This is a genomic window from Mycolicibacter engbaekii (genome assembly GCF_002101585.1).
Taxonomy (GTDB): Bacteria; Actinomycetota; Actinomycetes; order Mycobacteriales; family Mycobacteriaceae; genus Mycobacterium; species Mycobacterium engbaekii.
On sequence record NZ_LQOT01000076.1, the window covers coordinates 263,756 to 286,504 of the forward strand.

Annotated in this window: 22 protein-coding genes and 1 pseudogene; 13 read left to right on the top strand and 10 right to left on the bottom strand. The window is 68.5% G+C overall.

Translation table 11 applies throughout. The features are described 5' to 3' along the window. Positions 1 to 19 precede the first annotated feature (19 nt). Entirely contained in the window at positions 20 to 571 is a 552-nt protein-coding gene (locus tag AWC02_RS20650; protein WP_085130712.1) for a DUF1802 family protein, read from the top strand. A 13-nt stretch (positions 572 to 584) separates the two neighbouring features. Here AWC02_RS20650 and AWC02_RS20655 read toward each other — a convergent pair whose 3' ends face one another. Genes AWC02_RS20655 through AWC02_RS20670 form a run of 4 tightly spaced genes read right to left on the bottom strand, consistent with a single transcriptional unit; the run spans position 585 to position 5,286 of the window. Next, a complete protein-coding gene (locus AWC02_RS20655) occupies positions 585 to 1,790 on the bottom strand; it encodes an acyl-CoA dehydrogenase family protein (protein WP_085130714.1) in 1,206 nt (401 codons plus the stop codon). After that, the gene (gene sfnG / locus AWC02_RS20660) at positions 1,787 to 2,917 is read right to left on the bottom strand and encodes a dimethylsulfone monooxygenase SfnG (protein ID WP_085130716.1); all 1,131 of its coding nucleotides are present in this window, start codon (positions 2,915 to 2,917) and stop codon (positions 1,787 to 1,789) included. The genes AWC02_RS20655 and sfnG overlap by 4 nt, the downstream gene beginning before the upstream one ends. Positions 2,918 to 2,932: 15 nt before the next feature. Then, positions 2,933 to 4,072: an LLM class flavin-dependent oxidoreductase gene (locus AWC02_RS20665; protein WP_085130718.1), complete on the bottom strand. Its 1,140-nt coding sequence runs from the start codon at positions 4,070 to 4,072 to the stop codon at positions 2,933 to 2,935. Then, positions 4,072 to 5,286 (bottom strand): acyl-CoA dehydrogenase family protein, encoded by a 1,215-nt coding sequence (locus AWC02_RS20670; RefSeq protein WP_085130720.1) that lies wholly within the window; start codon positions 5,284 to 5,286, stop codon positions 4,072 to 4,074. Before AWC02_RS20670 ends, AWC02_RS20665 begins: the two co-directional genes overlap by 1 nt. Positions 5,287 to 5,902: 616 nt before the next feature. Between AWC02_RS20670 and AWC02_RS20675 the strand changes: the two genes are divergently transcribed. Then, positions 5,903 to 7,174, top strand: a complete 1,272-nt coding sequence (locus AWC02_RS20675) for a lipase family protein (RefSeq protein WP_085130722.1) — start codon at positions 5,903 to 5,905, stop codon at positions 7,172 to 7,174. 47 nt (positions 7,175 to 7,221) lie between these two features. Here the strand turns inward: AWC02_RS20675 and AWC02_RS20680 are convergent, their stop codons facing one another. Then, positions 7,222 to 7,530 (bottom strand): hypothetical protein, encoded by a 309-nt coding sequence (locus AWC02_RS20680; RefSeq protein WP_085130724.1) that lies wholly within the window; start codon positions 7,528 to 7,530, stop codon positions 7,222 to 7,224. A gap of 166 nt (positions 7,531 to 7,696) precedes the next feature. Further along, positions 7,697 to 8,185 carry a hypothetical protein gene (locus AWC02_RS20685; protein WP_085130726.1) on the bottom strand — a complete coding sequence of 163 codons (489 nt, stop codon included), beginning with the start codon at positions 8,183 to 8,185 and terminating at the stop codon, positions 7,697 to 7,699. 347 nt (positions 8,186 to 8,532) lie between these two features. On the opposite strand from AWC02_RS20685, the gene AWC02_RS20690 reads away from it, so the two are divergent. Together AWC02_RS20690 and AWC02_RS20695 are read left to right on the top strand one after the other, a co-directional pair. After that, entirely contained in the window at positions 8,533 to 8,865 is a 333-nt protein-coding gene (locus tag AWC02_RS20690; protein ID WP_133055670.1) for a hypothetical protein, read from the top strand. After that, positions 8,841 to 9,599 (top strand): DUF5642 family protein, encoded by a 759-nt coding sequence (locus tag AWC02_RS20695; RefSeq protein ID WP_085130731.1) that lies wholly within the window; start codon positions 8,841 to 8,843, stop codon positions 9,597 to 9,599. Before AWC02_RS20690 ends, AWC02_RS20695 begins: the two co-directional genes overlap by 25 nt. Here AWC02_RS20695 and AWC02_RS20700 read toward each other — a convergent pair. Next, on the bottom strand, positions 9,546 to 11,213 hold the full coding sequence (locus AWC02_RS20700) for a CocE/NonD family hydrolase (RefSeq protein WP_085130733.1): 1,668 nt from the start codon (positions 11,211 to 11,213) through the stop codon (positions 9,546 to 9,548). The two genes, AWC02_RS20695 and AWC02_RS20700, sit on opposite strands and share 54 nt — an antisense overlap. Positions 11,214 to 11,226: 13 nt before the next feature. Then, positions 11,227 to 11,808, bottom strand: coding sequence for a DUF3558 domain-containing protein (locus AWC02_RS20705; RefSeq protein ID WP_085130735.1), 582 nt, complete (start codon positions 11,806 to 11,808; stop codon positions 11,227 to 11,229). 116 nt (positions 11,809 to 11,924) lie between these two features. Between AWC02_RS20705 and AWC02_RS20710 the strand changes: the two genes are divergently transcribed. From AWC02_RS20710 to AWC02_RS20725, 4 genes are read left to right on the top strand one after another with little or no spacing between them, the layout of a single operon-like run. Beyond that, positions 11,925 to 12,890 carry a metallophosphoesterase family protein gene (locus tag AWC02_RS20710; RefSeq protein ID WP_085130737.1) on the top strand — a complete coding sequence of 322 codons (966 nt, stop codon included), beginning with the start codon at positions 11,925 to 11,927 and terminating at the stop codon, positions 12,888 to 12,890. Further along, positions 12,887 to 13,546, top strand: a complete 660-nt coding sequence (gene pptT / locus AWC02_RS20715; protein WP_085130739.1) for a 4'-phosphopantetheinyl transferase PptT — start codon at positions 12,887 to 12,889, stop codon at positions 13,544 to 13,546. The genes AWC02_RS20710 and pptT overlap by 4 nt, the downstream gene beginning before the upstream one ends. Next, positions 13,543 to 14,433, top strand: coding sequence for a tRNA pseudouridine(55) synthase TruB (gene truB, locus AWC02_RS20720; RefSeq protein WP_272818996.1), 891 nt, complete (start codon positions 13,543 to 13,545; stop codon positions 14,431 to 14,433). The genes pptT and truB overlap by 4 nt, the downstream gene beginning before the upstream one ends. Positions 14,434 to 14,439: 6 nt before the next feature. After that, entirely contained in the window at positions 14,440 to 15,417 is a 978-nt protein-coding gene (locus AWC02_RS20725) for a DUF2804 domain-containing protein (RefSeq protein WP_085130742.1), read from the top strand. Positions 15,418 to 15,422: 5 nt separating this feature from the next. On the opposite strand, the gene mntR is transcribed toward AWC02_RS20725, so the two are convergent. Then, complete coding sequence (gene mntR / locus AWC02_RS20730) at positions 15,423 to 16,121, bottom strand: manganese-binding transcriptional regulator MntR (protein WP_085130744.1); 699 nt, start codon at positions 16,119 to 16,121, stop codon at positions 15,423 to 15,425. 25 nt (positions 16,122 to 16,146) lie between these two features. Between mntR and AWC02_RS20735 the strand changes: the two genes are divergently transcribed. The 5 genes from AWC02_RS20735 (at position 16,147) to AWC02_RS20755 (ending at position 22,410) form a co-directional block, all read left to right on the top strand. Then, positions 16,147 to 17,124, top strand: coding sequence for a bifunctional riboflavin kinase/FAD synthetase (locus AWC02_RS20735; protein ID WP_085130746.1), 978 nt, complete (start codon positions 16,147 to 16,149; stop codon positions 17,122 to 17,124). 115 nt (positions 17,125 to 17,239) lie between these two features. Next, the gene (rpsO, locus tag AWC02_RS20740) at positions 17,240 to 17,509 is read left to right on the top strand and encodes a 30S ribosomal protein S15 (RefSeq protein WP_085130748.1); all 270 of its coding nucleotides are present in this window, start codon (positions 17,240 to 17,242) and stop codon (positions 17,507 to 17,509) included. Positions 17,510 to 17,812: 303 nt separating this feature from the next. Further along, positions 17,813 to 20,080 carry a polyribonucleotide nucleotidyltransferase gene (locus AWC02_RS20745; RefSeq protein ID WP_085130750.1) on the top strand — a complete coding sequence of 756 codons (2,268 nt, stop codon included), beginning with the start codon at positions 17,813 to 17,815 and terminating at the stop codon, positions 20,078 to 20,080. After that, entirely contained in the window at positions 20,058 to 21,380 is a 1,323-nt protein-coding gene (locus AWC02_RS20750) for a M16 family metallopeptidase (protein ID WP_085130752.1), read from the top strand. The genes AWC02_RS20745 and AWC02_RS20750 overlap by 23 nt, the downstream gene beginning before the upstream one ends. A gap of 4 nt (positions 21,381 to 21,384) precedes the next feature. Further along, positions 21,385 to 22,410, top strand: a complete 1,026-nt coding sequence (locus AWC02_RS20755; protein ID WP_085130754.1) for a nitronate monooxygenase — start codon at positions 21,385 to 21,387, stop codon at positions 22,408 to 22,410. 45 nt (positions 22,411 to 22,455) lie between these two features. Here AWC02_RS20755 and AWC02_RS20760 read toward each other — a convergent pair. Continuing rightward, positions 22,456 to 22,749 (bottom strand): annotated as a pseudogene (locus AWC02_RS20760) (glutamine synthetase); the annotation flags it as partial.

The following is a 22,749-nucleotide window of genomic DNA, read 5'->3' on the forward strand; positions in this document are numbered from 1 at the left end:
CGGGGCTACGCTGAGGGGAATGCACGGTATGGCCTTGAAGGAGTGGAGCGCTGTCGTAGCGGCGCTGCTGGCGGGTCGGCAACGAATTCTGCTGCGCAAAGGCGGCATTCACGAGAAGCGATTCGAAGTCAGCGCCGACGAGTTCCTGCTGTTCCCTACCTCGGTGCACAGCCACGCTGAGCGCGTTCGTCCCGAACACCGTGACCTGCTCGCGCCGGCCGCCGCGGACTCCACCGCCGAGCAGATACTGGTGCGCGCGGCGGCGAAAGTCGTTGCGGCGCTGCCTGTCGACCGGCCTGGCGCGCTGGAGGACATCGCTGACCTGCACATCTGGACCGCGGAATCGGTGCGTGCCGACCGGCTGGATTTCCGGCCGAAGCACCGGCTGACGGTGCTGGTGGTCCAGGTGTTGCCGCTGTCGGTCCCGGTGCGGCTGGAGCGCAGCCCTGAGTATGCCGGGTGCTCCAGCTGGGTTCAGCTGCCGATCGCCGACGCTGAGCTGGGCGACCCGGTGTACACGGCCGACGAGCTCGCCGCGACGACCGCGAGGGTCCGCGACAGCGTCGGCTGACGAGCTCGCCGGGTCAGATCTGCGCGTGATTGGGCGGCCGGACCCCGGTCAGCTCCCATGCGCCGATGTGGTGGTACTTCCAATCCACGGGGTCGTGCACGCTGTGCGTGCGGGCATTGCGCCAATGCCGATCCAGTCCGTGCTTGAGGTCGGTTCCGCTGGCACCGGTCAACGCGAACAGCTCGCTGGCCACATCGACCGCCACCTCACTGGCGAACGCCTTGGCCTGCGCCACCGCGATCGACCCCTGTGCCGCGGTGTCCGGGCCGGCCGGAATCAGACCCGACTCGTCGAGGACGGCGGCTGCCCAGCGCAGCAGTTGCACCGCGGCACGTGTGCGGGTGGCCAACCGGCCGATCCGCAACCGGATGTTGGGATCCTCGGCGGCGGTCGGCGCCTGGGCGGTTCGGTAGGCCTCGGAGAACGGCCGGCTGCGCGTGCGGACGAACTCCGCGGCGTCGGCCAGTGCTCCCTCGGCGATCCCGGCCTCGATTGCCGCGTGCACCAGCTGCGCCCGCGCCCCGAGCAACTGGGGCGCGGCGAACACCGTTCCGTACGGCAGGACGAATCCGGCATCGACGCGGACGCCGTCCAAAGTCGTTGTGCCGCTGACTGTGGAACGCTGGCCCATCGCCGACCAGTCCTCGTCGATGCGCACCCCGGCGCGCTCGCGTTCGACGAACGCCAGGACCAGCTGGTCGTCGGGGTCAAGGGCGCTGACGGCCAGCCAGTGCGAGGTGATGGCACCCGTGCTGTAGTACTTGACCCCCTCCAAGCGCCATCCCGGGCCGTCGGCGACGAGGCGGGTTTTCAGGTCGAGGGCGTGCGTGCCCCCGCGTTCGGCCAGGACCGGGGCGATACGGCCGCCTTGGGTCACCGCGCGCAGGAGCCGGCTGCGCTGGTCCGGTGTGCCCAGCAGGCGCAGGATGTCGACGGCCAGGAAATGGCCCTGCGGGATCTGCGCCAACGCCGGGTCGGCGGCGGCGATCGTGCGGATCACCTCGGCGAGGGTTCCCGGTCCCAGCCCGGACCCGCCGTCGGCCACCGGTACGGTGATCGCCGGCAGACCGGAGCGGTCGAAGTCGGCCAGTTCGGCACGCGGAACGCTCCCGGCCCGGTCCCGGTCGGCCGCGCCGGGGCGCACGGCGTCGGCGAATGCCTGTGCCGCGGCGACCGCCTCGGCGTGGTTCGCCAGGCGCACCGCGGTTCCGGCGGTCACGACAGTGCCGGCGCGGGTGCGGGCGCCAGGCCGGCTTGTGCCTCCAGTTCGCGCACCAACGGCAGCACCTTGCGGCCGAAGGCCTCGACCTCCTCCTGGAAGTGCAGGAATCCGGCGAGGATCAGGTTCACGCCCAGTTTCCGGTAGGCGACGATGCGCTCGGCGACCTGTTCGGCGGTACCGATCAACTGCGTGCGGAAGCCGTCGTTGTACTGCACCAAGTCCTCGAAGCTGGAGTCCGCCCACATGCCCCGCTGGTCCGCGGTCGAGGCGCCGGCCTGCCGCACCGCCGCGCCGAATCCCTCGACCGCGGGTTTATCGGCCTTGGCGATGATCTCCCGCAGCACCTCTTTGGCCTCAGTCTCGGTGTCGCGCACGATGACGAAACCGTTCAGGCCGAAGCGAGGCGCCTCGGCGCGGCCGGAATCGGCGGCGATCCGGCGAAGGTCGGCCAGTTGCGCTGTGACACCGTCGAAGTCGTTGCCGTTGGAGAAGTACCAGTCGGAGTAACGGCCGCCATTGGCGCGGGCCGCGGTGGAGTTGCCCCCCTGGAAGATCTCCGGGTGGGGCCGGCCTTCCCACGACAGCGGTTTGGGTGCCAGGTTGAAATCGCGGATCCGGTAGAAGTCGCCGGCCAGGTTGGCCGGACTCTCGGTCCAGATCGCGCGGAGCGCCTGAATGAACTCGGCGCTGCGCCGGTAGCGTTCGTCGTGTTCGAGCCAGGGCTCGCCGAGCTTGGTGAACTCGTCTTTGAGCCAGCCGCTGACGATGTTGACCGCGACGCGCCCGTTCGACAGGTGGTCGGCGGTCGCCAGCCATTTGGCCAGTACGCCGGGCTGCCACATCCCGGGGTGCACCGCGGCGATCACCTTGAGCCGCTGGGTGGCCAGCAGCAGCGCCAAACTGAAACTCGTCGATTCGTGCTGGTACTCGGCGCTGTAGCTGGCCGTGTAGCGGACCTGGGTCAGCGCGTACTCGAATCCGGCTTCCTCGGCGATCCGGGCCAGGGCGACGTTGTAGTCGTAGCTCCAGTCGGTGCGCTGCTCGATTGTCGAGGTGACCAGTCCGCCACTGACATTGGGGACCCAGTAGGCGAAGCTCAGCGGCGTGAGGGGGTAGGTCGGCATTGCCTTGTCTTCCTTTTAGGTAGTCGGTGTGGGGCCGAGCAGACCCCGTTCGGCCAGAATCGGCAGGACACCCTCCCCGAACGAGAACGCCTCCTCCAGGTGGGGGTAACCGGACAGCACGAACTCGTCCAGCCCTAGGCGGTAGTACTCCTCGATGCGATCGGCGACCTCTTCGTGGCTGCCCACCAGGGCGGTGCCGGCTCCACCCCGGACCAGGCCGACGCCGGCCCAGAGGTTCGGCGACACTTCGAGGTTGTCGGTCCGGCCGCCGTGCAGTTCGGTCATCCGCCGCTGGCCCTCGGATCCGGAGCTGCGCTGGATCTGCTGGGCCCGCTGAATCTGCTCGGGGCTCAGCCCGGCCAGCAGCCGGTCGGCTTGGGCCCAGGCCTCGGCCGCGGTGGGCCGGCTGATGACGTGCAGCCGGATTCCGAACCGCAGGTCGCCGGCGGCCCGGCGGTCAGAGCCCAGGTCCTTGACCCGCCGGCGCACCGTGTCGAGCTTGTCGGCGACCTGCGCGGGCGGCTCGCCCCAGGTCAGGTAGACGTCGGCGTGCTCGGCCGCCACGTCGACCGCGGCCGCCGAGGACCCGCCGAGATAGATCTCGGGCCAGGTCGTTGCGGGCACGATGGTCGCGTCCTCGACGAACAGGTGATCGCCGTGGAACGTCACGGGTTCGCCGGACCACAACTGCCGGAACACGGTCAGGAACTCCCCGGCGCGCCGGTAACGCGCGTCTTTGTCCAGGTCGTCGCCGAACCGTCGTTGCTCAACGTCGTCACCGCCGGTGACGACGTTGAGCAACAGCCGGCCCCCGGAGACCCGCTGGAAGGTGGCCGCCGCCTGGGCGACCAGCGTCGGTGCCTGAAGTCCCGGGCGGAAAGCCACCAGGTACTTGAACCGGGTGGTGAGTTGGCTCAGCGCCGCGGTGAACACCCACGCGTCCTCACACCAGCTGCTGGTCGGGGTCAGCGCCCCGGCGAACCCCAGCTTCTCCGCCGCTCCGGCGACCATGCGCAGATAGTCCAGGTCTGGTGCGCGGTCGGCGCCGTAGGGGTTGTTCACGCGGCTGCCTGCCGCACCAACGGCGTTGCCCAGGCTCAAGTCGCTGCGGGAGTCGCCGTTGGTGGGCAGGAACCAATGCAGGGTGATGGCCATCAGCGGTACAGCGAGAATTCGGGGTGCCGGTGGTTGAGCACCCAGTCACCGACTTCGCGCGCCTTGTAGGCGACCGGGTCGTGCAGGGTGTGCGTGCGCAGGTTGCGCCAATGCCGGTCGAAGCCGTACGCGCTGGTGGTGGCACGGGCCCCCTGGATCTCGAACAGCCGGCTGACGGCCTGCAGGCCGACCTCGGTGGTGAGGTACTTCGCTTCGTACACCGCGATCGCGGCCTCGGCACGCTGATCCTCGGTCAGTCCGGGGCCGATGTCGATGGCGTTCTGCAGCGCCTCGCCGGCCCGGTCGGCCAGCAGGGCGGCGGCGCGCACCTGGCTGACCACTTCGCCGACGATCTGCAGAATGTAGGGATCGTCGGTCGCCCGGTCGACACCCGAGGACTCCCAGGGGGTGGCCTTGGTCCTGGCCCAGTCCAGCGCCTCGGTGAGCGCGCCCTCGGCGGTCCCGACATAGAAGTTCACGAACGCCAGCTGCCAGTGCGGGGTGATCAGGGTCTGGTACGGGCTCAGGGTGCCTCCGGTGAACGGTTCCTCACCGAGCACCTCGTGATGTTCGATTCGGGCGTCGACGACGCGGACCCCGCCGGAGTCGGTGAGGCGCTGGCCGATGTTGTCCCAGTCGTCGAGGAAGGTGAAACCTTGCCGACCGCCGCGGGCGTCCAGGGACAGAAACACCTGAGAGCCGTCCAGCAGCGCGGTGACCGAGAGCTGGTCACCGGTGCTGGCGCCGCTGGCGAAGGTGCGGCTGCCGTTGAGCCGGAAGCCGTCGCCGTCGCGGGTCAGCACCAATCCGGTGCTGCCACGCGGGTTTTGGATGCCGCCCCAGAAGAGCTTCTCGGCGGCGTTGCGACGCGACTGGGCGTCGGCCTGCTCCGGCGTGCCGAACAGTCTGGCGACCCGGGTCTGGGCGTAGTGGTAACCGAGCAGGTGGGAGATGGAGGTGTCGCCGCGGGCGATCCGCCGGGTGACCAGCGAGGCCTGCGCATAGTTCAGACCGGACCCACCGTATTCGACCGGCTCCTGGATCTGGAGCAGGTCGTTGCTGCGCAACAGTTCGATCTCGGCGCGCGGCGTGCCGTTCGCCCGGTCGCGCTCCGCGGCGGTCTCGCGCAACTCTTCGGCGACTCGGTCAGCGGTGGCGAGCACGTGGGCGAGGACCTGGCCGCTGGCGGCCGGTCGCTCCGTGACGACGGTCATAGGGGCTCCTTGGGAAATGAAGTGGCGCACCGGATGTCTGGCGCTGCCACGAGATACAACGCGGGGGACTCGGCGCGGGCCAACACGCGCGCCGACCCAGCGAACCCCGCTAACCGGCGCTGAACAGCGTCGATGCGGTGGCCGGCTCTAAAACGCAAGGTGATTTCAAAGGTGCCGGGGAGGATCGCCGATGCGACGCGCGCAGCCGGTGTGACGGTGTGCGGGGGGAAGCGGCGGCCGGTGGCGGGCCAGCGAAACTTGCCGAGGCGCCAATTTCGGCTCGCCGTGGCGCTAATTGTTATCAAACGCTAAGCCGCTGTTCACAGCTTTGTGACCTGTGCTCACTAGTGGGCAGCCTGTTGCCAATCGTCATGGAGTGACATTTCATTCCGTTCTGAATCGCCGTCCGACGCACGGTGATCACAGCGCGCCTGGTGTGCCGCCAGTCCAAGCGTCCAAAGAGGAAGAGTCAATGAGGGTTTCGATTAGTCGTGGTGACTTGTCCAAGGTGATCCATCGATGGCGGGCGCGTACTGACTGCACCACCGCCGGCTCAGCAGGCACGCCGGCCGCCGGCCGGCGATCCGGCCGCCGGACGGTGGCGGTCGTAGCGGCGATGGCGCTGGCCGCCGGTTCGCTCACTCTGGTGGCCGACCCGGTGGCGCAGGCCGACGACATCAAATACGAGGCCTTCTACACGCCTCCGGCCCCGCTTCCGGCCGGGAAGCCGGGTGATCTGATCCGGACCGAACCGCTGCGGCTGGTGCTGGAACCTTCTGGTCAGCTGGGCGCCTTCGTCGGAACCGGAACGCGGATCATGTACCGCAGTACTGATGCTCAGGCGCATCCGGTTGCGGTAACCGGGGCTTACATCGAACCCGACGTGCCCTGGCCGGGTAACGGCCCGCGCCCCCTGATCGCTTATGCGACCGGTCCGTACGGAGTCGGTGAGCAGTGCGCCCCGTCGCGACTGTTAGACCAGGGCATCCACTTCTCGCAGGGCTTCGACCTGACGTTCAACTACGAAGAGGGCTTCATCGCTACGCTGCTGGCCCGCGGCTTCGCGATCGTGGTGACCGACGGAGTCGGGCTGGGCACGCACGGCCCGCAGTCGCCTCAGTTCTTGAACCGGGTCGCTGCCGGAACCGCGCTGCTCGACGCGGCCCGCGCGGCTCAGAAGCTGCCCGGTACCTCTCTGGATCCGCATGGGCCGGTGGCATTTTGGGGTTGGGCGTCCGGCGGTCAGGCGTCGTTGTCGGCGGCCGAGCTGGCGTCAACCTATGCGCCTGAACTCAACATCGTGGGTACCTATGCCAACGCACCGTTGACCAACGTGGTCGAGGCTATTCCCTCCGTCGACGGCAACTTCCTGGCCGTACTCGCCGGCTACCTGCTGCGCGGTATCCAGGCTTCGTATCCCGAGACCGAGCAACCCATTTGGGATTCGCTGACCCCGCGCGGAGTCCAAATGCTGGACTGGAGCGGGCACACCTGCCTGGTGCAGGGTGGCGTCGACTACGCCTTCCGCCACCTGGAGTTCTGGTTCAAGGACGACTTGAATGCGATCGCCACCTCCGAGCCCTTCAAGACGATCTTCGCCTCGCAACGGGTCGGAAACATCAAACCCAAGGGCCCGGTGTATATCTCGCACAACCGGTGGGACCCGTTGGCGCCGTACACGTCTGCTCATGACACCGCGCGTGATTGGTGCACCCAAGGCGCCGACGTCGAACTGTGGACCAACGAGCAGCCGCCGTTGTTCAACAAGATGGACATCAATATCCTGCTGCCGCAGTTCGTCGACGGTGAGCGCAGCATGGCCTGGGTCAGCGATCGCTTCAACGGTGTTCCGACCCGCTCGAACTGCACGGCGATCCTGGCCGAGTGAGCTCCGAGCGGGGCTAGACGAAGTCGGACCCTGTGGGCGCGTCGGTACTACCGGCGCGACCGCAGGGTCCGAATGATCTGGGCGGACAGTTCCGGGTCGGTGAGCAGTTGGTCGATCAGCGCTGTCATGACTTCCTGGCCGGTGATCCGCGCACAGCCGACGCGGTCGGCGGCCTCCCGCTGCCAGAGGTCGAGCCCGCGGTGCTGGGCCGGCGACAGGTCGACCGTCCGGCGGGTTCGGGTCTGACGCAGCGGGATCGGTTCGGTCGGCTTCATGCCCGGCTCGCGGGCCGGTGCCCAGCCGGTGGCCGGGACGGCGAAACCGCGGTTGTCGAGGGGATCGCTGGAAGCTCTCATCGTGTGGACCTTCGGTTGCGGTGGCACCTCACCCTGGTGCTCATGCCAGCGTAGCCGCTCACCGGGCATCCGGGACCGCACTGCGGCACCGGCCTGCTGGGCACAACCGGCGCCGCCGCCGCGTTGTCCTTCGTCGGGGCGCCCCCGGAACCGCCGAAAGCCTAGGTCAGCGAGCTTTGGCCGCAGAGACCGCGGCGCGCAGCCGGTCGGCGAAATCCTGCCCGCTCTGGTCGGCGCCGAGACCGAGGTAGAACCCGGCGTCCGCCTGATCGTCGGTCGCGCCGGACCAGTGCCCGACGACGTCGACGCCGAAGTCAGGCACCCCGGCGAGGCCGGGACGGGTGCTGATCGCCTCAAGCCGCGCCGAGCGAACGTGGGTTCCCCGTTTTTCGCCGGACACGGCGATGACCAGGTAGCGCGGGGTCAGCGCGGCCACGCTCCGGTGCTCGCGATCCGCGTCTGCCGAGCCGGTGATCCTGGCGAGCAGCCCACCGCGGTACAGCCGCACGCTGTGGGTTTCGCAGATCGCCTGCGCCTGCGCCAGCACGTCGCCGAGCTGGTGCGCTGCTGCGTGGTCGCCGATCGCAGCGCGCACCGCGGCATCAAGGCGCTCAGGGGTACTCGCCGTGCTGTGGCGCTCGTAGAGCTGCTTCATGCTCGTTGCCTCCGTCACCGCATCTTCGCATGTCCCGGCCACTGATGCGCCGCATTATGCAGACCGAAAGGCGGCAGATGTTTTCATGCCATTGTTCAGAGGGTTGATTTGTTTTGTGAAAGTGCGCTCATAAGTCCTTATCGCATGAAATACGGATCCGCGTGAATCAGTGGTTCAGTAGTTCAGTAAACGCCCTGTGACCTGCGATGATAGTCGGGATCGACGCGCAGACAAGAAATGTTTCGAGCATCCAAAAAATGTAGTCGTCGGCCATTGTCGGCCCGCCTTTGGGGTGCTAATCTCGCGAATATCAAAAGAATTCAGGGTTCTTGGCAAGGGAGGAAACCATGGTGATGTCACGGAATGCCAGTCGACGCGTGGCCGCCGCGGTGGTCAGCGCCGGCACGGTAGGCGGTGCGCTGGTGATCGGCGCGGCCGGACCGGCGCAGGCCGTTCCGGGAGGGGCCGCTGCGCAACCGCCCGCCGTGGTCGAGATCCACGGCGACCTACCCGCTCTTCCAGCCGCGCTGGGCAACCGCGCGGGCCTCGATCGCGCTCCGGCCGACCACGTGTTCGGCACGGATCTGCGTTCGGGACCCGTGCCGCAGTGGGGACCGCACCACCACCATCACTGGTGGCGGCACCATCACCACTTGTGGCACCACTGGTGGTGGTGGTGACCGCAATGTCGGTCAAGCCCTGTCGTAGCTGGGCCGTCATCGGGCCCGTGGTGGGGGGCGCGCTCGGCGTGGGGCTGACCCTCGCCGGGTGCGCCACCAACGCCGAGGTGGCCCCGGCGGGCTCGGCGGCGCCCCAGCCGGCCGCTGCCCAGCCGGCCGCGCCGCGTTACGACGTCTCCCGCATCGATGCCGTCGCCAATGATTTTCCGGAGGGCTTCACCGCGCAGGCGCACCCGGCAAAGACCTTGGCGCAGTCCGACATCGACGGGTCCGCGGTAGCCGCGTTCACCCAGGCCCAAGTCGACCCGCCGCAATGCCGGTCGGTGGTCATCCCGCGCTACGTCGACCCGAAGGCCGGTACCGAAGCCGCCGGGGTGATCGGGCAGGGGGACCAGGGAAACATGTATGTCGTCGCCCTGAGATCCCCTGACTCCGTGACCCCGGAAGCCGCTCCGGCGGGCTGCGACCGCATCGCGCTGTCCGGTTCGCCCCAGGCGACCGGAACGGTGGAGCGTATTCCGGCACCGGACATCGGCGGCGTCACCACGACCGGGGTCAAGTTGACCGTCGCAGACCCGGAGGACGATCCCGACTATCTGTACACAGCGGCGCTCGACGACCACACGTCGGTGGTGGTGATGGGCAGCGCCGACGAGCAGCTGGATCCGCAGCGGCTGATGTCAGACCTGTTGGTCAAGGCTGTCACGGCCGTGCGCGGGCAGCAGCAGCCGTGAGCCGGCCAGCTGCACCGTGTGCGTCGCGCGCAGCAGTGCGGCGCCGCTGATCGCGGGCTCGGTGTTGCCCAGATTGCGGGCGAACCGCGGATGGCAGCCGCCGGCGATCAACACCCGGATGCGCGAGCCGGCCGCGAACCGGTGGGCGATCTGGTCGAGCTCGATGCGGACCGTTCCGGCGGCCGGCGTCAGCCGGCGGTAGCCGTCGCTGACATTTCGGGACCGCCCGCGAGCATCGACCTCGCTGACCCTGACGAACAGGTCGACGTTCGGGTTGTCGCTGGAATGTGCCAGCTCGACCACCGGGCTGCCGAAGACGTCGACATCCTCGGTCAGGGCTGCACCGGTGAAGGTCAGCACATCGGCGCGGCGCGCCAGAACGTCGTCGCGCTGGTAGCCGCCGCCCGGGGCCAGCAGCCGCCCGCCCACCGTCGGCGTGGGGTCGGCGGGGTCGTAGGTGAAGCTGACCGCGTCCGTGGTGTCGTCGGCCACGGGGGAGGCGGCCAGGCGCCCGCCCGGCGCCAGCCACCAGGTGCGCGCGGTCGTCGCCGGCGGCCAATCCGGAAACTCACGCCACCCACCGCCGCCGGTGACATACACCCGGACCGGGCTGGTTCGCGACGGCCCGTCGGCCCCGGCCAGGTGAGTGTCGAGCCAATCGAGGGATTCGGCGGTGACGGTGCGCAGGCCTCTGGTCAGCATCTCGGTGTGGGTCCACGGGCCGACGGTCATCGCGACCTCGGCCCCTCGGTCGCGCAGCGTCCGGAACTGTGTCAGCGTCTGATCTAAGAACAGGTCTTGCCAGCCGCTGAGCAGCAGCACCGGCACCCGAGTTCCCTCAAGCGCAGCCGGGAAACGCATCCTGTCCCAGAACGGGTCGTCACGGTCGGGGTGCTCGACCCAGGACTCGTACCAGGTCGACCTGGTGCCCAGAAGTGCGCGTCCCGCCGTCCCCAGGGGCAGGGCCGCCGCGGCCCGTCTGACCCGGCGCTGGGCGGTCAGCTGCTGCAGACCGGCCCTGATCCGGGGGCGGACCTCCTGGTGGGCCATCATGTGGCTCCAGCCCAGGAAGTCGTTGAGGGCGAAAGACCCGACACCCCAGGTGGACTGGTAGAGATCATGCGGTCCGACGGTGACGACCGCGGCGGCCAGCTCCGGCGGCGGGTCGGCCAGCAACGCCCACTGGGTGAAGCCCAGATACGACAGCCCCACGGTGCCGAAGGATCCGGTGAACCACGGCTGCGCGCGGAGCCACTCCACCGTGTCGGCACCGTCGGCGGCCTCGTTGACCATCGGCTCGAACACCCCGCCGGAGCCGAAGGTGCCGCGCACACTCTGCAGGATCACCCGATACCCGCGGGCGGCGAACATCCGGGCGAATACCAGCGAGAACGGGAACCCCCGGCCGTAGGGACAGCGCACCAGCAGGGTGCCGGCCACGTCGCCGGTCGGCTGGTAATGGTCGGCCCGCAGCTCCACCCCGTCGCGCATCGGGACGTGTTCCCGGCGCACCGTGTAGCCGGTGGTGGGCGGTGGCAGTTGCCGCAGCGCCCGGTTCAGGACGACATCGCTAAGACGCGGGCGGGCCGGCCGGGCCGAGGCGGTGGACGTCACGACTGAAGTACCTTCAGTACTTGTAGTGCGGTGCCAGCTGATGGGCCCGCATCAGGTTCTCGGAGGGGCAGTCCACCTTCGGCTCGGAGTACACCGGTGAGTAGTACAGCGACTGCTGGATCAGTCCGTAGCTGGTCTTGAAAGCCACCATGCAGGAGACCCACCAGCGGTTGTTCCACTCGGTGGGCTTCATCACCCAGTACTGCGCCACCCGGCGTCCGTTGATGTCCATCTCGATGGCGTCGGCGGGGATGGATTCGTCGTAGCTGCGCCACACGAAAGTCTCAACGGCCATCTGGTAATTGCCCGCGTCGAACTCGCAGCGCACACCCTCGACCGGCTTGGGGGGAGTGAACGCCAGACCCAGTTGCGCGATGACGTCAAAGGGAATGTCTTCGCAGGCGTCGAACGGGCGCGGGTTGGTGAGGTTGACCGCTTTGCTCGACGTGGTCGGGGGCGCCAACGGTATGCCGGTGGAACGCAGGTCGACTCCCGCACTTCCCGGGACGCCGTTGACGGGTGCTTGTTGGCAGACCACCACGACGGCCATCACCAGCGCCCCTACCGCGGTCATCAGACGCAGTTTGGTGAGCATGACACTCCTTGCTTCCGCCCGATGCTCTGCCGGGCAGTGTACAAGTTGTGGCGCCCGCCACTGATTCGAAGGCGAGAACACGTTCTAATTCCGGTCACCCATTAGGCTCGGAACTCGTGACCACCCACGAGCCGAGGGCCGCCGACGGCCCCACCCTGTGGGCGATCTCCGATCTGCACACCGGCCACTCGGGTAACAAGCCCATCACCGAGGCGCTGTACCCGGCTACCGGTGACGACTGGCTGATCGTCGCCGGCGACGTCGCGGAGCGCACCGACGAGATCCGCTGGGCACTGGACCTGCTGCGCAAGCGGTTCGCGAAAGTGATCTGGGTGCCCGGGAACCACGAGTTGTGGACCACCAACAAGGATCCGATGCAGATCTTCGGCCGCTCGCGCTACGACTACCTGGTCGACATGTGTGACCAGATGGGCGTCATCACGCCCGAGCATCCCTTCCCGGTCTGGACCGAGCAGGGGGGCCCGGCCACCATCGCGGCGATGTTCCTGCTCTACGACTACACCTTCCTTCCCGCTGGAGCGACCAGCAAGGCCGAAGGGCTGGCCATCGCGCGGGAGAACAACGTGGTGGCCACCGACGAGTTCCTGCTGTCGCCCGAGCCCTACGGCACCCGCGACGCCTGGTGCCGCGACCGGGTGGCCGCCACTCGCAAGCGCCTCGAAGAACTCGACTGGATGACGCCGACCGTGCTGGTCAACCACTTTCCGATGGTGCGCCAACCCTGCGACGCATTGTTTTATCCGGAGTTCTCGTTGTGGTGCGGCACCGTCGAAACCGCCGATTGGCACACCCGCTACAACGCCACCTGTTCGGTCTACGGCCACCTGCACATCCCGCGAACCACCTACTACGACGGGGTGCGCTTCGAAGAGGTGTCGGTGGGCTACCCGCGGGAATGGCGCCGACGGCGCCCGCACCGGTGGCTGCGCCAGATACTGCCCGACCCGCAGTACCCGCCCGGCTACCTCAACGAGTTCGGCGGTCACTTCGCGATCACCGACGAGATGCGCGAGGCCAGTGCGAAGTTCGCCGAGCGGCTACGCCAGAGGCAGGCCCGATGAGCAGGCTGCTGGACACGGTGCTCTGTGGAGCGCCGAGGGGCTCGCTGGCCTGGGCCGAGCGCTACGATGACCCGCCCGGCCTGGCTCCGCTGCCCGAGGAAGAGCCACTGGTGGCCCGTTCGGTCGCCAAGCGCCGCAATGAATTCGTCACCGCCCGCTACTGCGCCCGGCTGGCGCTGGAAGAACTCGGGCAACCGCCCGTCCCGATTCTCAAGGGGGAGCAGGGCGAGCCGTCGTGGCCCGCCGGCATCGTCGGCAGCCTGACCCACTGCGCGGGTTTCCGCGGCGCGGTGGTGGGCCGCAGCACCGACGTGCGGTCGGTGGGAATCGATGCCGAGCCGCACGACGTGCTGCCCGACGGCGTGCTCGACGCGGTGAGCCTTCCCGTCGAGCGCTTTGAGCTCGCGGCGTTGCCCCAGGATCGGCACTGGGACCGAGTCCTGTTCTGCGCCAAAGAGGCCACCTACAAGGCGTGGTTCCCGCTGACCGGGCGGTGGCTGGGCTTCGAGGACGCACACATCACCTTCGAGACCGACGGCAGCTTCGCCTCGCGGATCCTGATCGATCCCGCGGCGCGGTCCGGGCCGCCACTGACGACACTGCGCGGGCGGTGGTCGGTGGCGGGTGGCCTGGTACTGACGGCGATCGTCCTGTGAGCGGATCCGTGGCGGCCGGCCTGGTGATCGTCGACAAGCCCGCCGGGATGACCAGCCACGATGTGGTGTCGCGATGCCGCAGGGCGTTCGGCACCCGCAAGGTCGGCCATGCGGGCACGTTGGACCCGATGGCCACCGGCGTGCTGGTGATCGGCATCGAACGGGCCACCAAGATTCTGGGGCTGCTGACCGCGTCGGAGAAGTCCTATGCCGCCACCGTGCGGTTGGGGCAGACCACCTCGACAGAGGACGCCGAAGGCGAGGTGCTGCAGACCACGTCGGCGTCTCATCTCACCGAGCCTCAGATCGAGACGGCGATCGCCGGGTTGCGCGGCGATATCGCGCAAGTGCCCTCGGCGGTCAGCGCCATCAAGGTCGACGGCAAGCGGTCCTATCAGTTGGTGCGCGAGGGCCGGGCCGTTGCGCTGCCCGCCCGCCCGGTGCGCATCGAGCGCTTCGCGTTGCTGGCGGTACGGCGCGATGATCCGTTCGTCGACCTGGACGTCGAGGTGGACTGTTCGGCGGGCACCTACATCCGGGCTTTGGCCCGCGACCTGGGCGCCGCGCTGGGAGTCGGTGGGCACCTGACGGCGCTGCGGCGCACCCGGGCCGGCAGCTTCGGGCTGGACCAGGCCCGAACCCTCGATGAGCTGCAGGAGCATCCAGTGCTCAGTTACCCCATAGATGAGGCCTGTCTGCGCGCCTTCGCCCGCCGGGACCTGACCGAGCAGGAGGCACTCGATGCCGGCCACGGCCGACCGCTGTCTCCCGCCGGCATCAACGGCGTGTACGCGGCGACCGCACCGGACGGCCGGGTGATCGCACTGCTCGAGGATGCGCCCCGGCGCACCAAGTCGGTGGTCGTCATCCGGCCGGCGACGCTGTAGGCCGCCGTGGTCACCCACGAACGTGAGATCACCGAGGCGGTCGAGCTGTGCGATGCGTCGGGGGCGTTGAACCCTGCGGCCGTCGGTTGGACCCGAACACCGTTGCACCGCACCGGACTGCGTGGCTGGGGGCGTACCAAGCGGTGGGAGTACTGGTGTCTGACCACCCCCACGCACCTGGTCGCGGTCACCGTTGCCGACCTGGATTATCTCGGGGTCAGCAACGTGTACCTGCTCGACTATTCCGGCCGTGCGGTGTCCCGCAGCTGCGCGCACCCGGGCGGCTGGGGGATAACCCTGCCCGACAACCTCGGCGGCGGGCCGGCCCGGGCGCGCGGAACGGTGGCGATCGATCTCACCACCGAAGCCGACGGTACCCGGATTCGCTTCTCCTGCAGAACATCTGCCGGACCCATGACCGGTGACCTGTTTGTCGCGCTGCCGCCGGGTCACGAGACGATGGCGGTGGTGGTGCCCTGGAGTTCGAAGCGGTTCCAGTACACCGCCAAGCACACCGCGCGCCCGGCGTCGGGCGTTGTGCGGGTCGGCGACACCACCTATGACTTCGACGGCGGCTGGGGTGTCCTCGACCACGGACGTGGTCGCTGGCCCGCGAACACCCTGTGGAACTGGGGCGCGGCCTCCGGGCACACCGACGGCCACGTCGTCGGTCTGCAACTGGGCGGGAAGTGGACCGTGGGCACGGGCAGTACCGAGAACGCGCTCTGCGTGGACGGTCGTCTGACCAAGATCGGCGCCGAGTTGGATTGGCACTACCCCGAATACACCGGGCCGTGGACCATCCGCACGCCGGACTCCGACCAGGTGGACCTGACCTTCACGCCGTTTCATCACCGGTCACCGCTGCCCGGAACCCATCTGTGTTTCGGGCACTACGACGGCCGGATCCGCACCGACGCCGGTGCGAGCGTTGCCGTCGACAAGCTCCTCGGCTGGGCCGAACAGGTACACCTGCTCTGGTAAGTGGGTCAGACCACCCAGATCGCTTGGGCGGCAGGGCTGCCCAAGTCCACCGTGGCCGACTCGCCGTCGGCGTCCCCGGCCTGGTCCAGGGCCACCGAGATGATCCCGGCGAAATCGCGACGGGTCAGCACCCGGATGCGGGCGTCGAGGCTGATGCCCACCTGGGCGAAGTAGCGCAGCATCTCCGGATCGTGATCGGAGATTCGGGCCACGGTCCCGGCCTCTCCCTCCGAGCACACCCACAGCTGACGTGCGGGGGGAGTGGGTACCTGCCCGTCCGGCGCCGGGATGGGGTCGCCGTGCGGGTCGCGCTGCGGAAACCCCAGCTTGGCGTCGATACGGGCGACCAGTCGGTCGGACACCGCATGCTCGAGGATTTCGGCCTCGTCGTGCACCTCATCCCAGGCGTAGCCGAGTTCGCAGACCAGAAACGTCTCGATCAGGCGGTGGCGGCGGACCATCGCAAGAGCCGCCTGACGGCCCTGGTCGGTCAGCGTCACCGCACCGTATCTCTCGTGGTCCACCAGGCCCGCGTCGGCCAGTTTGCGAATCGACTCCGATGCCGTGCTGGCGGACACCCCGAGCTTTTCCGCCAGCATTTTTGTGCTGACCTTGTCGGGTGACCACTCCTGGGCCGTCCAGATGACTTTCAGATAGTCCTGAGCGACGCTACTCAGCCCATCCGACTGCTCCCAAGGGCTCACAACCGGACAGTTTAGGCTTGTCCCCGTGCAGCGGTGGCGGGGGCAGGATGAGATCCCCACAGACTGGGGCAGGTGCGTGCTCACCATCGGCGTGTTCGACGGTGTGCATCGCGGCCATGCGGAACTGATCGCCCACGCGGTGAAGGCCGGCAAGGCGCGCGGCGTACCGACGGTGCTGATGACCTTCGATCCGCATCCGATGGAGGTGGTCTACCCCGGCAACCATCCGGCGCAGCTCACCACACTGGCGCGCCGCGCCGAGCTGGTCGAGCAGCTCGGCATCGACGTGTTCCTGGTGATTCCGTTCACCCCCGAGTTCATGAAGCTCACCCCGGACCGCTACATCCACCAGCTGCTGGTCGAGGACCTGCATGTGGTGGAGGTGGTGGTCGGCGAGAACTTCACCTTCGGCCGTAAGGCGGCCGGCAATGTCGAGACCCTGCGCCGTGCCGGTGAGCAGTTCGGGTTCGGCGTCGAATCGGTCTCGCTGGTGGCCGAGCGCGCCGACGCCACCCAGTCGGTCACCTTCTCCTCGACCTACATCCGGTCCTGCGTGGACGCCGGCGACGTGGCGGCGGCGGCCGAGGCCCTGGGCCGGCCGCACCGGGTCGAGGGTCTGGTGGTGCGCGGCGACGGGCGCGGGCGCGGTCTGGGTTTCCCGACGGCCAATGTGGCTCCGTCGGCGTTCGCGGCGATCCCGGCCGACGGGGTGTACGCCGCATGGTTCACCGTCTTGGGCCACGGCCAGATTCCCGGCACTGTCGTCGCCGGCCAGCGCTGCCGGGCCGCCGTGTCGGTGGGCACCAACCCCACGTTCTCCGGACGGGCCCGCACCGTGGAGGCGTTCGTGATCGATGAAACCGCCGATCTGTACGGCCAGCGCGTCGCCGTGGACTTCGTCAGCCGGATCCGGGGGCAGAAGAAGTTCGACTCGGTGGCGGACCTGGTGGCGATGATGAACACCGACGTCGAGAAGACCCGCGACCTGCTCCACAGTGACTGACCGGTTGCGCGGTTAGGACGAGCGCCCTGGCGCTGTTAGACTCGCCCCTCGGTGTGCTGCAGTCCGCGGTGGCCGCCGACTTGATATTCGCGGGACCTATCGATGGAGATTTGTCATGGCGTTGACCGCCGAGCAGAAGAAGGAAATCCTGGGCAGCTACGGCCTGCACGAGACCGACACCGGCTCGCCTGAAGCCCAGATCGCCCTGCTCACCAAGCGGATCGCCGACCTGACCGAGCACCTCAAGAAGCACAAGCACGACCACCACTCGCGGCGCGGTCTGCTGTTGCTGGTCGGCCGTCGTCGCCGTCTGCTCAAGTACCTGACCCAGACCGATGTGGCGCGTTACCGCTCGCTCATCGAGCGCCTGGGCCTGCGTCGCTGACGACGATCGGGGCAGTCGCCAGCCGCTGCCGTGTAGAGTGAGACCGTTCCGGGCCTACTAGGCCCGGACATCGGTGTGGCCCCCGCATCCGCGTGCGCCACTCCGGCACGTCACGACGGGACACGTCCGTCTGCGATCAGCCAGACCTGTGTCGGGCGGTCTTCGGTAGTGGCAGCCGGGTCTGACAGTACGTCTTGATCCGGCCGCTTCGATCGACGACCGTAGCCGCATCCAGGTCCTTCGCTGACGCACGTCTGACGTTGCGAAACAGTTGAATAAACCAGGAAAGGCCGCACGGCTTCCATGTCTGCAATTGAAATTGAAGAAGGCGTATTCGAGTCCACCGCTGTCATCGACAACGGCAGCTTCGGCAAGCGCACCATCCGCTTCGAGACCGGCCGGCTGGCCCAGCAAGCCGCCGGCAGCGTCGTCGCCTACCTCGACGACGAGACCATGTTGCTCTCGGCGACCACCGCCAGTAAGGCGCCCAAGGAGCACTTCGACTTCTTCCCGTTGACCGTCGACGTCGAGGAGCGGATGTATGCGGCCGGCCGCATCCCCGGCTCGTTCTTTCGGCGCGAGGGCAGGCCGTCCACCGACGCGATCCTGACCTGTCGCCTCACCGACCGCCCGCTGCGCCCGTCGTTCGTCGACGGCCTGCGCAACGAGATCCAGGTCGTCGTCACGGTATTGAGCCTGAACCCCAACGACCTCTACGACGTGGTGGCGATCAACGCCGCATCGGCGTCCACCCAGCTCGCGGGCCTGCCGTTCTCCGGCCCGGTCGGTGCGGCGCGGGTGGCGCTCATCGACGGCACCTGGGTGGCCTTCCCCACGGTGGAGCAGCTGGAGCGCGCCACCTTCGACATGGTGCTGGCCGGCCGTAGCCTCGAAGACGGTGACGTCGCGATCATGATGGTCGAGGCCGAGGCCACCGAGAACGTCATCGAACTTGTCCAGGCCGGAGCCCAGGCGCCGACCGAGACCGTGGTGGCCGAAGGGCTCGAAGCGGCCAAGCCGTTCATCGCGGCGCTGTGCAAGGCACAGAAGGAGCTCTCCGATGCAGCTGCGCGCCCGGCCGTCGAATACCCGCTGTTCCCCGCCTACGGCGACGACGTCTACTACGCGGTGGCTTCCGTCGCGACCGACGAGCTGGCCAAGGCGCTGACCATCGCGGGCAAGGCCGAGCGCGACGACCGCACCGAGGAGATCAAGGCCGAGGTGCTCGAGCGCCTGGCCGAGACCTACGAGGGTCGCGAGAAGGAGATCAGTGCGGCCTACCGGAGTCTGACCAAGAAGCTGGTCCGGCAGCGCATCCTGACCGACCACTTCCGCATCGACGGACGTGGCATCACCGACATCCGGGCACTGTCCGCCGAGGTCGCAGTGGTGCCGCGGGCACACGGCAGCGCGCTGTTCGAACGTGGCGAGACCCAGATCCTGGGCGTCACCACGCTGGACATGATGAAGATGGCGCAGCAGATCGACTCGCTGGGACCGGAGAAGTCCAAGCGCTACATGCACCACTACAACTTCCCGCCCTACTCGACCGGTGAGACCGGCCGGGTCGGTTCGCCCAAGCGCCGCGAGATCGGCCACGGCGCGCTGGCCGAGCGCGCACTGGTCCCGGTGCTGCCCAGCGTCGAAGAGTTCCCCTACGCCATCCGGCAGGTGTCGGAAGCCCTGAGTTCCAACGGCTCCACGTCCATGGGTTCGGTCTGCGCCTCGACGCTGGCTCTGCTCAACGCCGGTGTGCCGCTGAAGGCTCCGGTCGCCGGAATCGCCATGGGCCTGGTCTCCGACGACGTCGAGGTGGACGGCAAGACCGAGCGTCGCTTCGTGGCGCTCACCGACATCCTGGGCGCCGAGGACGCGTTCGGCGACATGGACTTCAAGGTGGCCGGCACCAAGGAATTCGTCACCGCTCTGCAGCTCGACACCAAGCTCGACGGTATTCCGTCGCAGGTGCTCGCCGGTGCGCTCGCCCAGGCCAGGGACGCGCGGCTGACCATTCTGGATGTCATGGCCGAGGCCATCGACGAACCCGACGAGATGAGCCCTTACGCGCCGCGGGTCACCACCATCAAGGTGCCGGTGGACAAGATCGGCGAGGTGATCGGGCCCAAGGGCAAGATGATCAACGCGATCACCGAGGAGACCGGTGCGCAGATCTCCATCGAGGACGACGGCACCGTGTTCGTGGGCGCCACCGACGGCCCGTCGGCACAGGCTGCGATCGACAAGATCAACGCCATCGCCAACCCGCAGCTGCCGAAGATCGGCGAGCGCTTCCTGGGCACCGTGGTCAAGACCACCGACTTCGGCGCGTTCGTGTCGCTGCTGCCGGGCCGCGATGGGCTGGTGCACATCTCCAAGCTGGGCAAGGGCAAGCGGGTCGCCAAGGTCGAAGATGTGGTGAAGGTCGGCGACAAGCTGCGCGTGGAGATCGCCGACATCGACAACCGCGGCAAGATCTCGCTGGTGCCCGTCGAGGACGCGGCAGACGCGGCGGACTCGGCCCAAAAGTCTGGGTCCGCTGAGCCTGCCGATGCCGCGGCTGCCGACAGCTGACACCGGGGCGCGACCGCGCTCCACACTGCGACGCACCACCCTGCCGGGCGGACTGCGGGTGGTCACCGAGTACCTCCCCGCGGTTCGTTCGGCATCGGTGGGTGTCTGGGTCGGCGTCGGATCCCGCGACGAGGGCTCGACCGTGGCCGGGGCGGCACATTTCCTGGAGCACTTGCTGTTCAAGGCGACCCCGACCCGCACGGCGGCCGGTATCGCCCAGGCGATGGACGCCGTCGGCGGCGAGCTCAACGCCTTCACGGGCAAGGAGCACACCTGCTACTACGCCCACGTGCTCGACACCGACCTGGAGTTGGCGGTCGCGCTGGTCAGTGATGTGGTGCTCAACGGGTCCTGCGCGGCCGCCGATGTGGAAGTCGAGCGCGACGTGGTCCTCGAGGAACTCGCGATGCGCGACGACGACCCCGAGGACGCACTGGGCGACGTGTTCTTGTCGACGCTGTTCGGCGACCATCCGATCGGGCGGCCGGTGATCGGCAACGTGGAATCGGTGTCGGCGATGACCCGCGCGCAGTTGCGCTCGTTTCACCAGCGCCGCTACACACCGGAGCGCATGGTGGTCGCCGTCGCCGGCAATGTCGACCACGAGACCGTGGTGGCCATGGTCCGAGAGCACTTCGGGCACAGGCTGATTCGCGGCGAGCGCCCGGCCGCTCCACGGCGCGGGGCGGCACGGGTTCCGGGTTCCCCCGGCCTGACCGTGGTGAACCGCGATGCCGACCAGACCCACATGTCCCTGGGGGTGCGGGCGCCCGGACGCCATTGGCAGCACCGTCAGGCGCTGGCGGTGCTCAACACCGCCCTGGGCGGCGGACTCAGTTCGCGGCTCTTCCAACAGGTACGGGAAGCTCGCGGTCTGGCGTACTCGATCTACTCGTCGGTGGACACCTTTGCCGACGCCGGTGCCCTCTCGGTGTACACCGCATGCCAGCCGGACCGGTTCGCCGAAGTGGCCGCGGTCACCGCCGAAGTGCTGGAGTCGGTGGCGCGCGACGGTATCACCGCCGAAGAGTGCCGGATCGCCAAGGGGTCGTTGCGCGGCGGACTGGTGCTGGGCCTGGAGGATTCGGGTTCCCGAATGAATCGGCTGGGCCGCAGCGAGTTGAACTATGGCCGGCACCGGCCCATCGCACGCACCCTGCGAGAACTTTCCGCGGTCACCGTCGATGAGGTCAACGCGGTGGCCAGGCGGCTGCTGCGCCAGCCCTACGGCGTCGCGGTCCTCGGGCCGTACCGCTCCAAAGGGGCGCTTCCGCGGCGTTTGAGGGCGATGGCAGGCTAAGGCAATGGCGTTCAGCTTCTCCGAACTCGCGGTCCCGTTGGTCGGCGCTCCGATGGCGGGCGGTCCCAGCACACCGGCGCTGGCGGCGGCGGTATCGCAGGCCGGCGGTTTGGGTTTCGTCGCCGGTGGCTATCGCACCGCTGAGCAGTTGGCCGACGATCTCACTGCGGCCCGTGTCGCCACCACCGGCCCGACCGGGGTCAACCTCTTTGTGCCCCAACCCAGTGCCGCTGACATCGTGCTGCTCGACGAATATGCCGTCCTGCTGGATCCGCTGGCCGAGCACTACGGGGTGGAGCTGGGCCAGCCCCGCTTCGACGACGACGACTGCTGGTCGGAGAAGCTTGAGGTGGTCTTGGAGTTGCGGCCCACGGTGGTGTCGTTCACCTTCGGGACACCGGCGCCCGACATCCTGGAGCTGCTGCGGTCGCAGCGCATCCTGACCGTGGTCACGGTGACATCGGCTTATGAAGCCGGCGTCGCGCTGGGGCACGGTGCCGAGGCACTGGTGGTGCAGGGGCCCAACGCCGGCGGGCACCGGGGAACCTTTGCCGCGGACACGGTGCCGGGCACCGATTCCCTGGAGAGCCTGCTGGCGGAGATCGGCCACGCCCACCCTGGCGTCCCCTTGGTGGCGGCGGGCGGGCTCGGCACGGCGGCCGACGTGAGCGGTGTGCTGCGCCGCGGCGCGGTGGCCGCTCAGGTCGGAACGGCCCTGCTCCTGGCGCACGAGGCAGGCACCAACCCGACCCACCGTGCGGCACTGACCAATCCGGAATTCGTCAACACCACGGTCACATGCGCGTTCTCCGGCCGTTACGCGCGCAGCCTGGAGAACGACTTCACGCGTTCCTTCGAAGACGTGGCACCGGTGGGCTATCCCGAGATCCACCACATGACGTCCCCGATCCGGGCGGCGGCAGTGGCCATGGACGACCCGCACGGCACCAGCCTGTGGGCGGGTACCTCCTATCGGAGCGCCCGCGCGGCCCGGGCAGCCGACATCATCGCTGGGCTGGCCCCCCGCTGACGCCCCGCCGGCCGGCACTCCCGGCCGGCGGTCGCCAGCAGCTCGTCAGCAGTCGTAGTAGAGCGCGAACTCGTAGGGGTGCGGGCGCAGGTTGACCGGGGCGATCTCGTTCTCGCGCTTGTAGTTGATCCAGGTCTCGATCACGTCCGGGGTGAACACGCCGCCCTCGGTGAGGTATTCGTGGTCGGCTTCCAGATTGTCGATCACCTGGGCCAGTGAGGTGGGGGCCTGGGCGATGTTGGCGGCCTCGTCGGGCGGCAGTTCGTAGAGGTCCTTGTCGACCGGGGCCGCCGGTTCGATCTTGTTCTTGATGCCGTCGATGCCGGCCATCAGCATCGC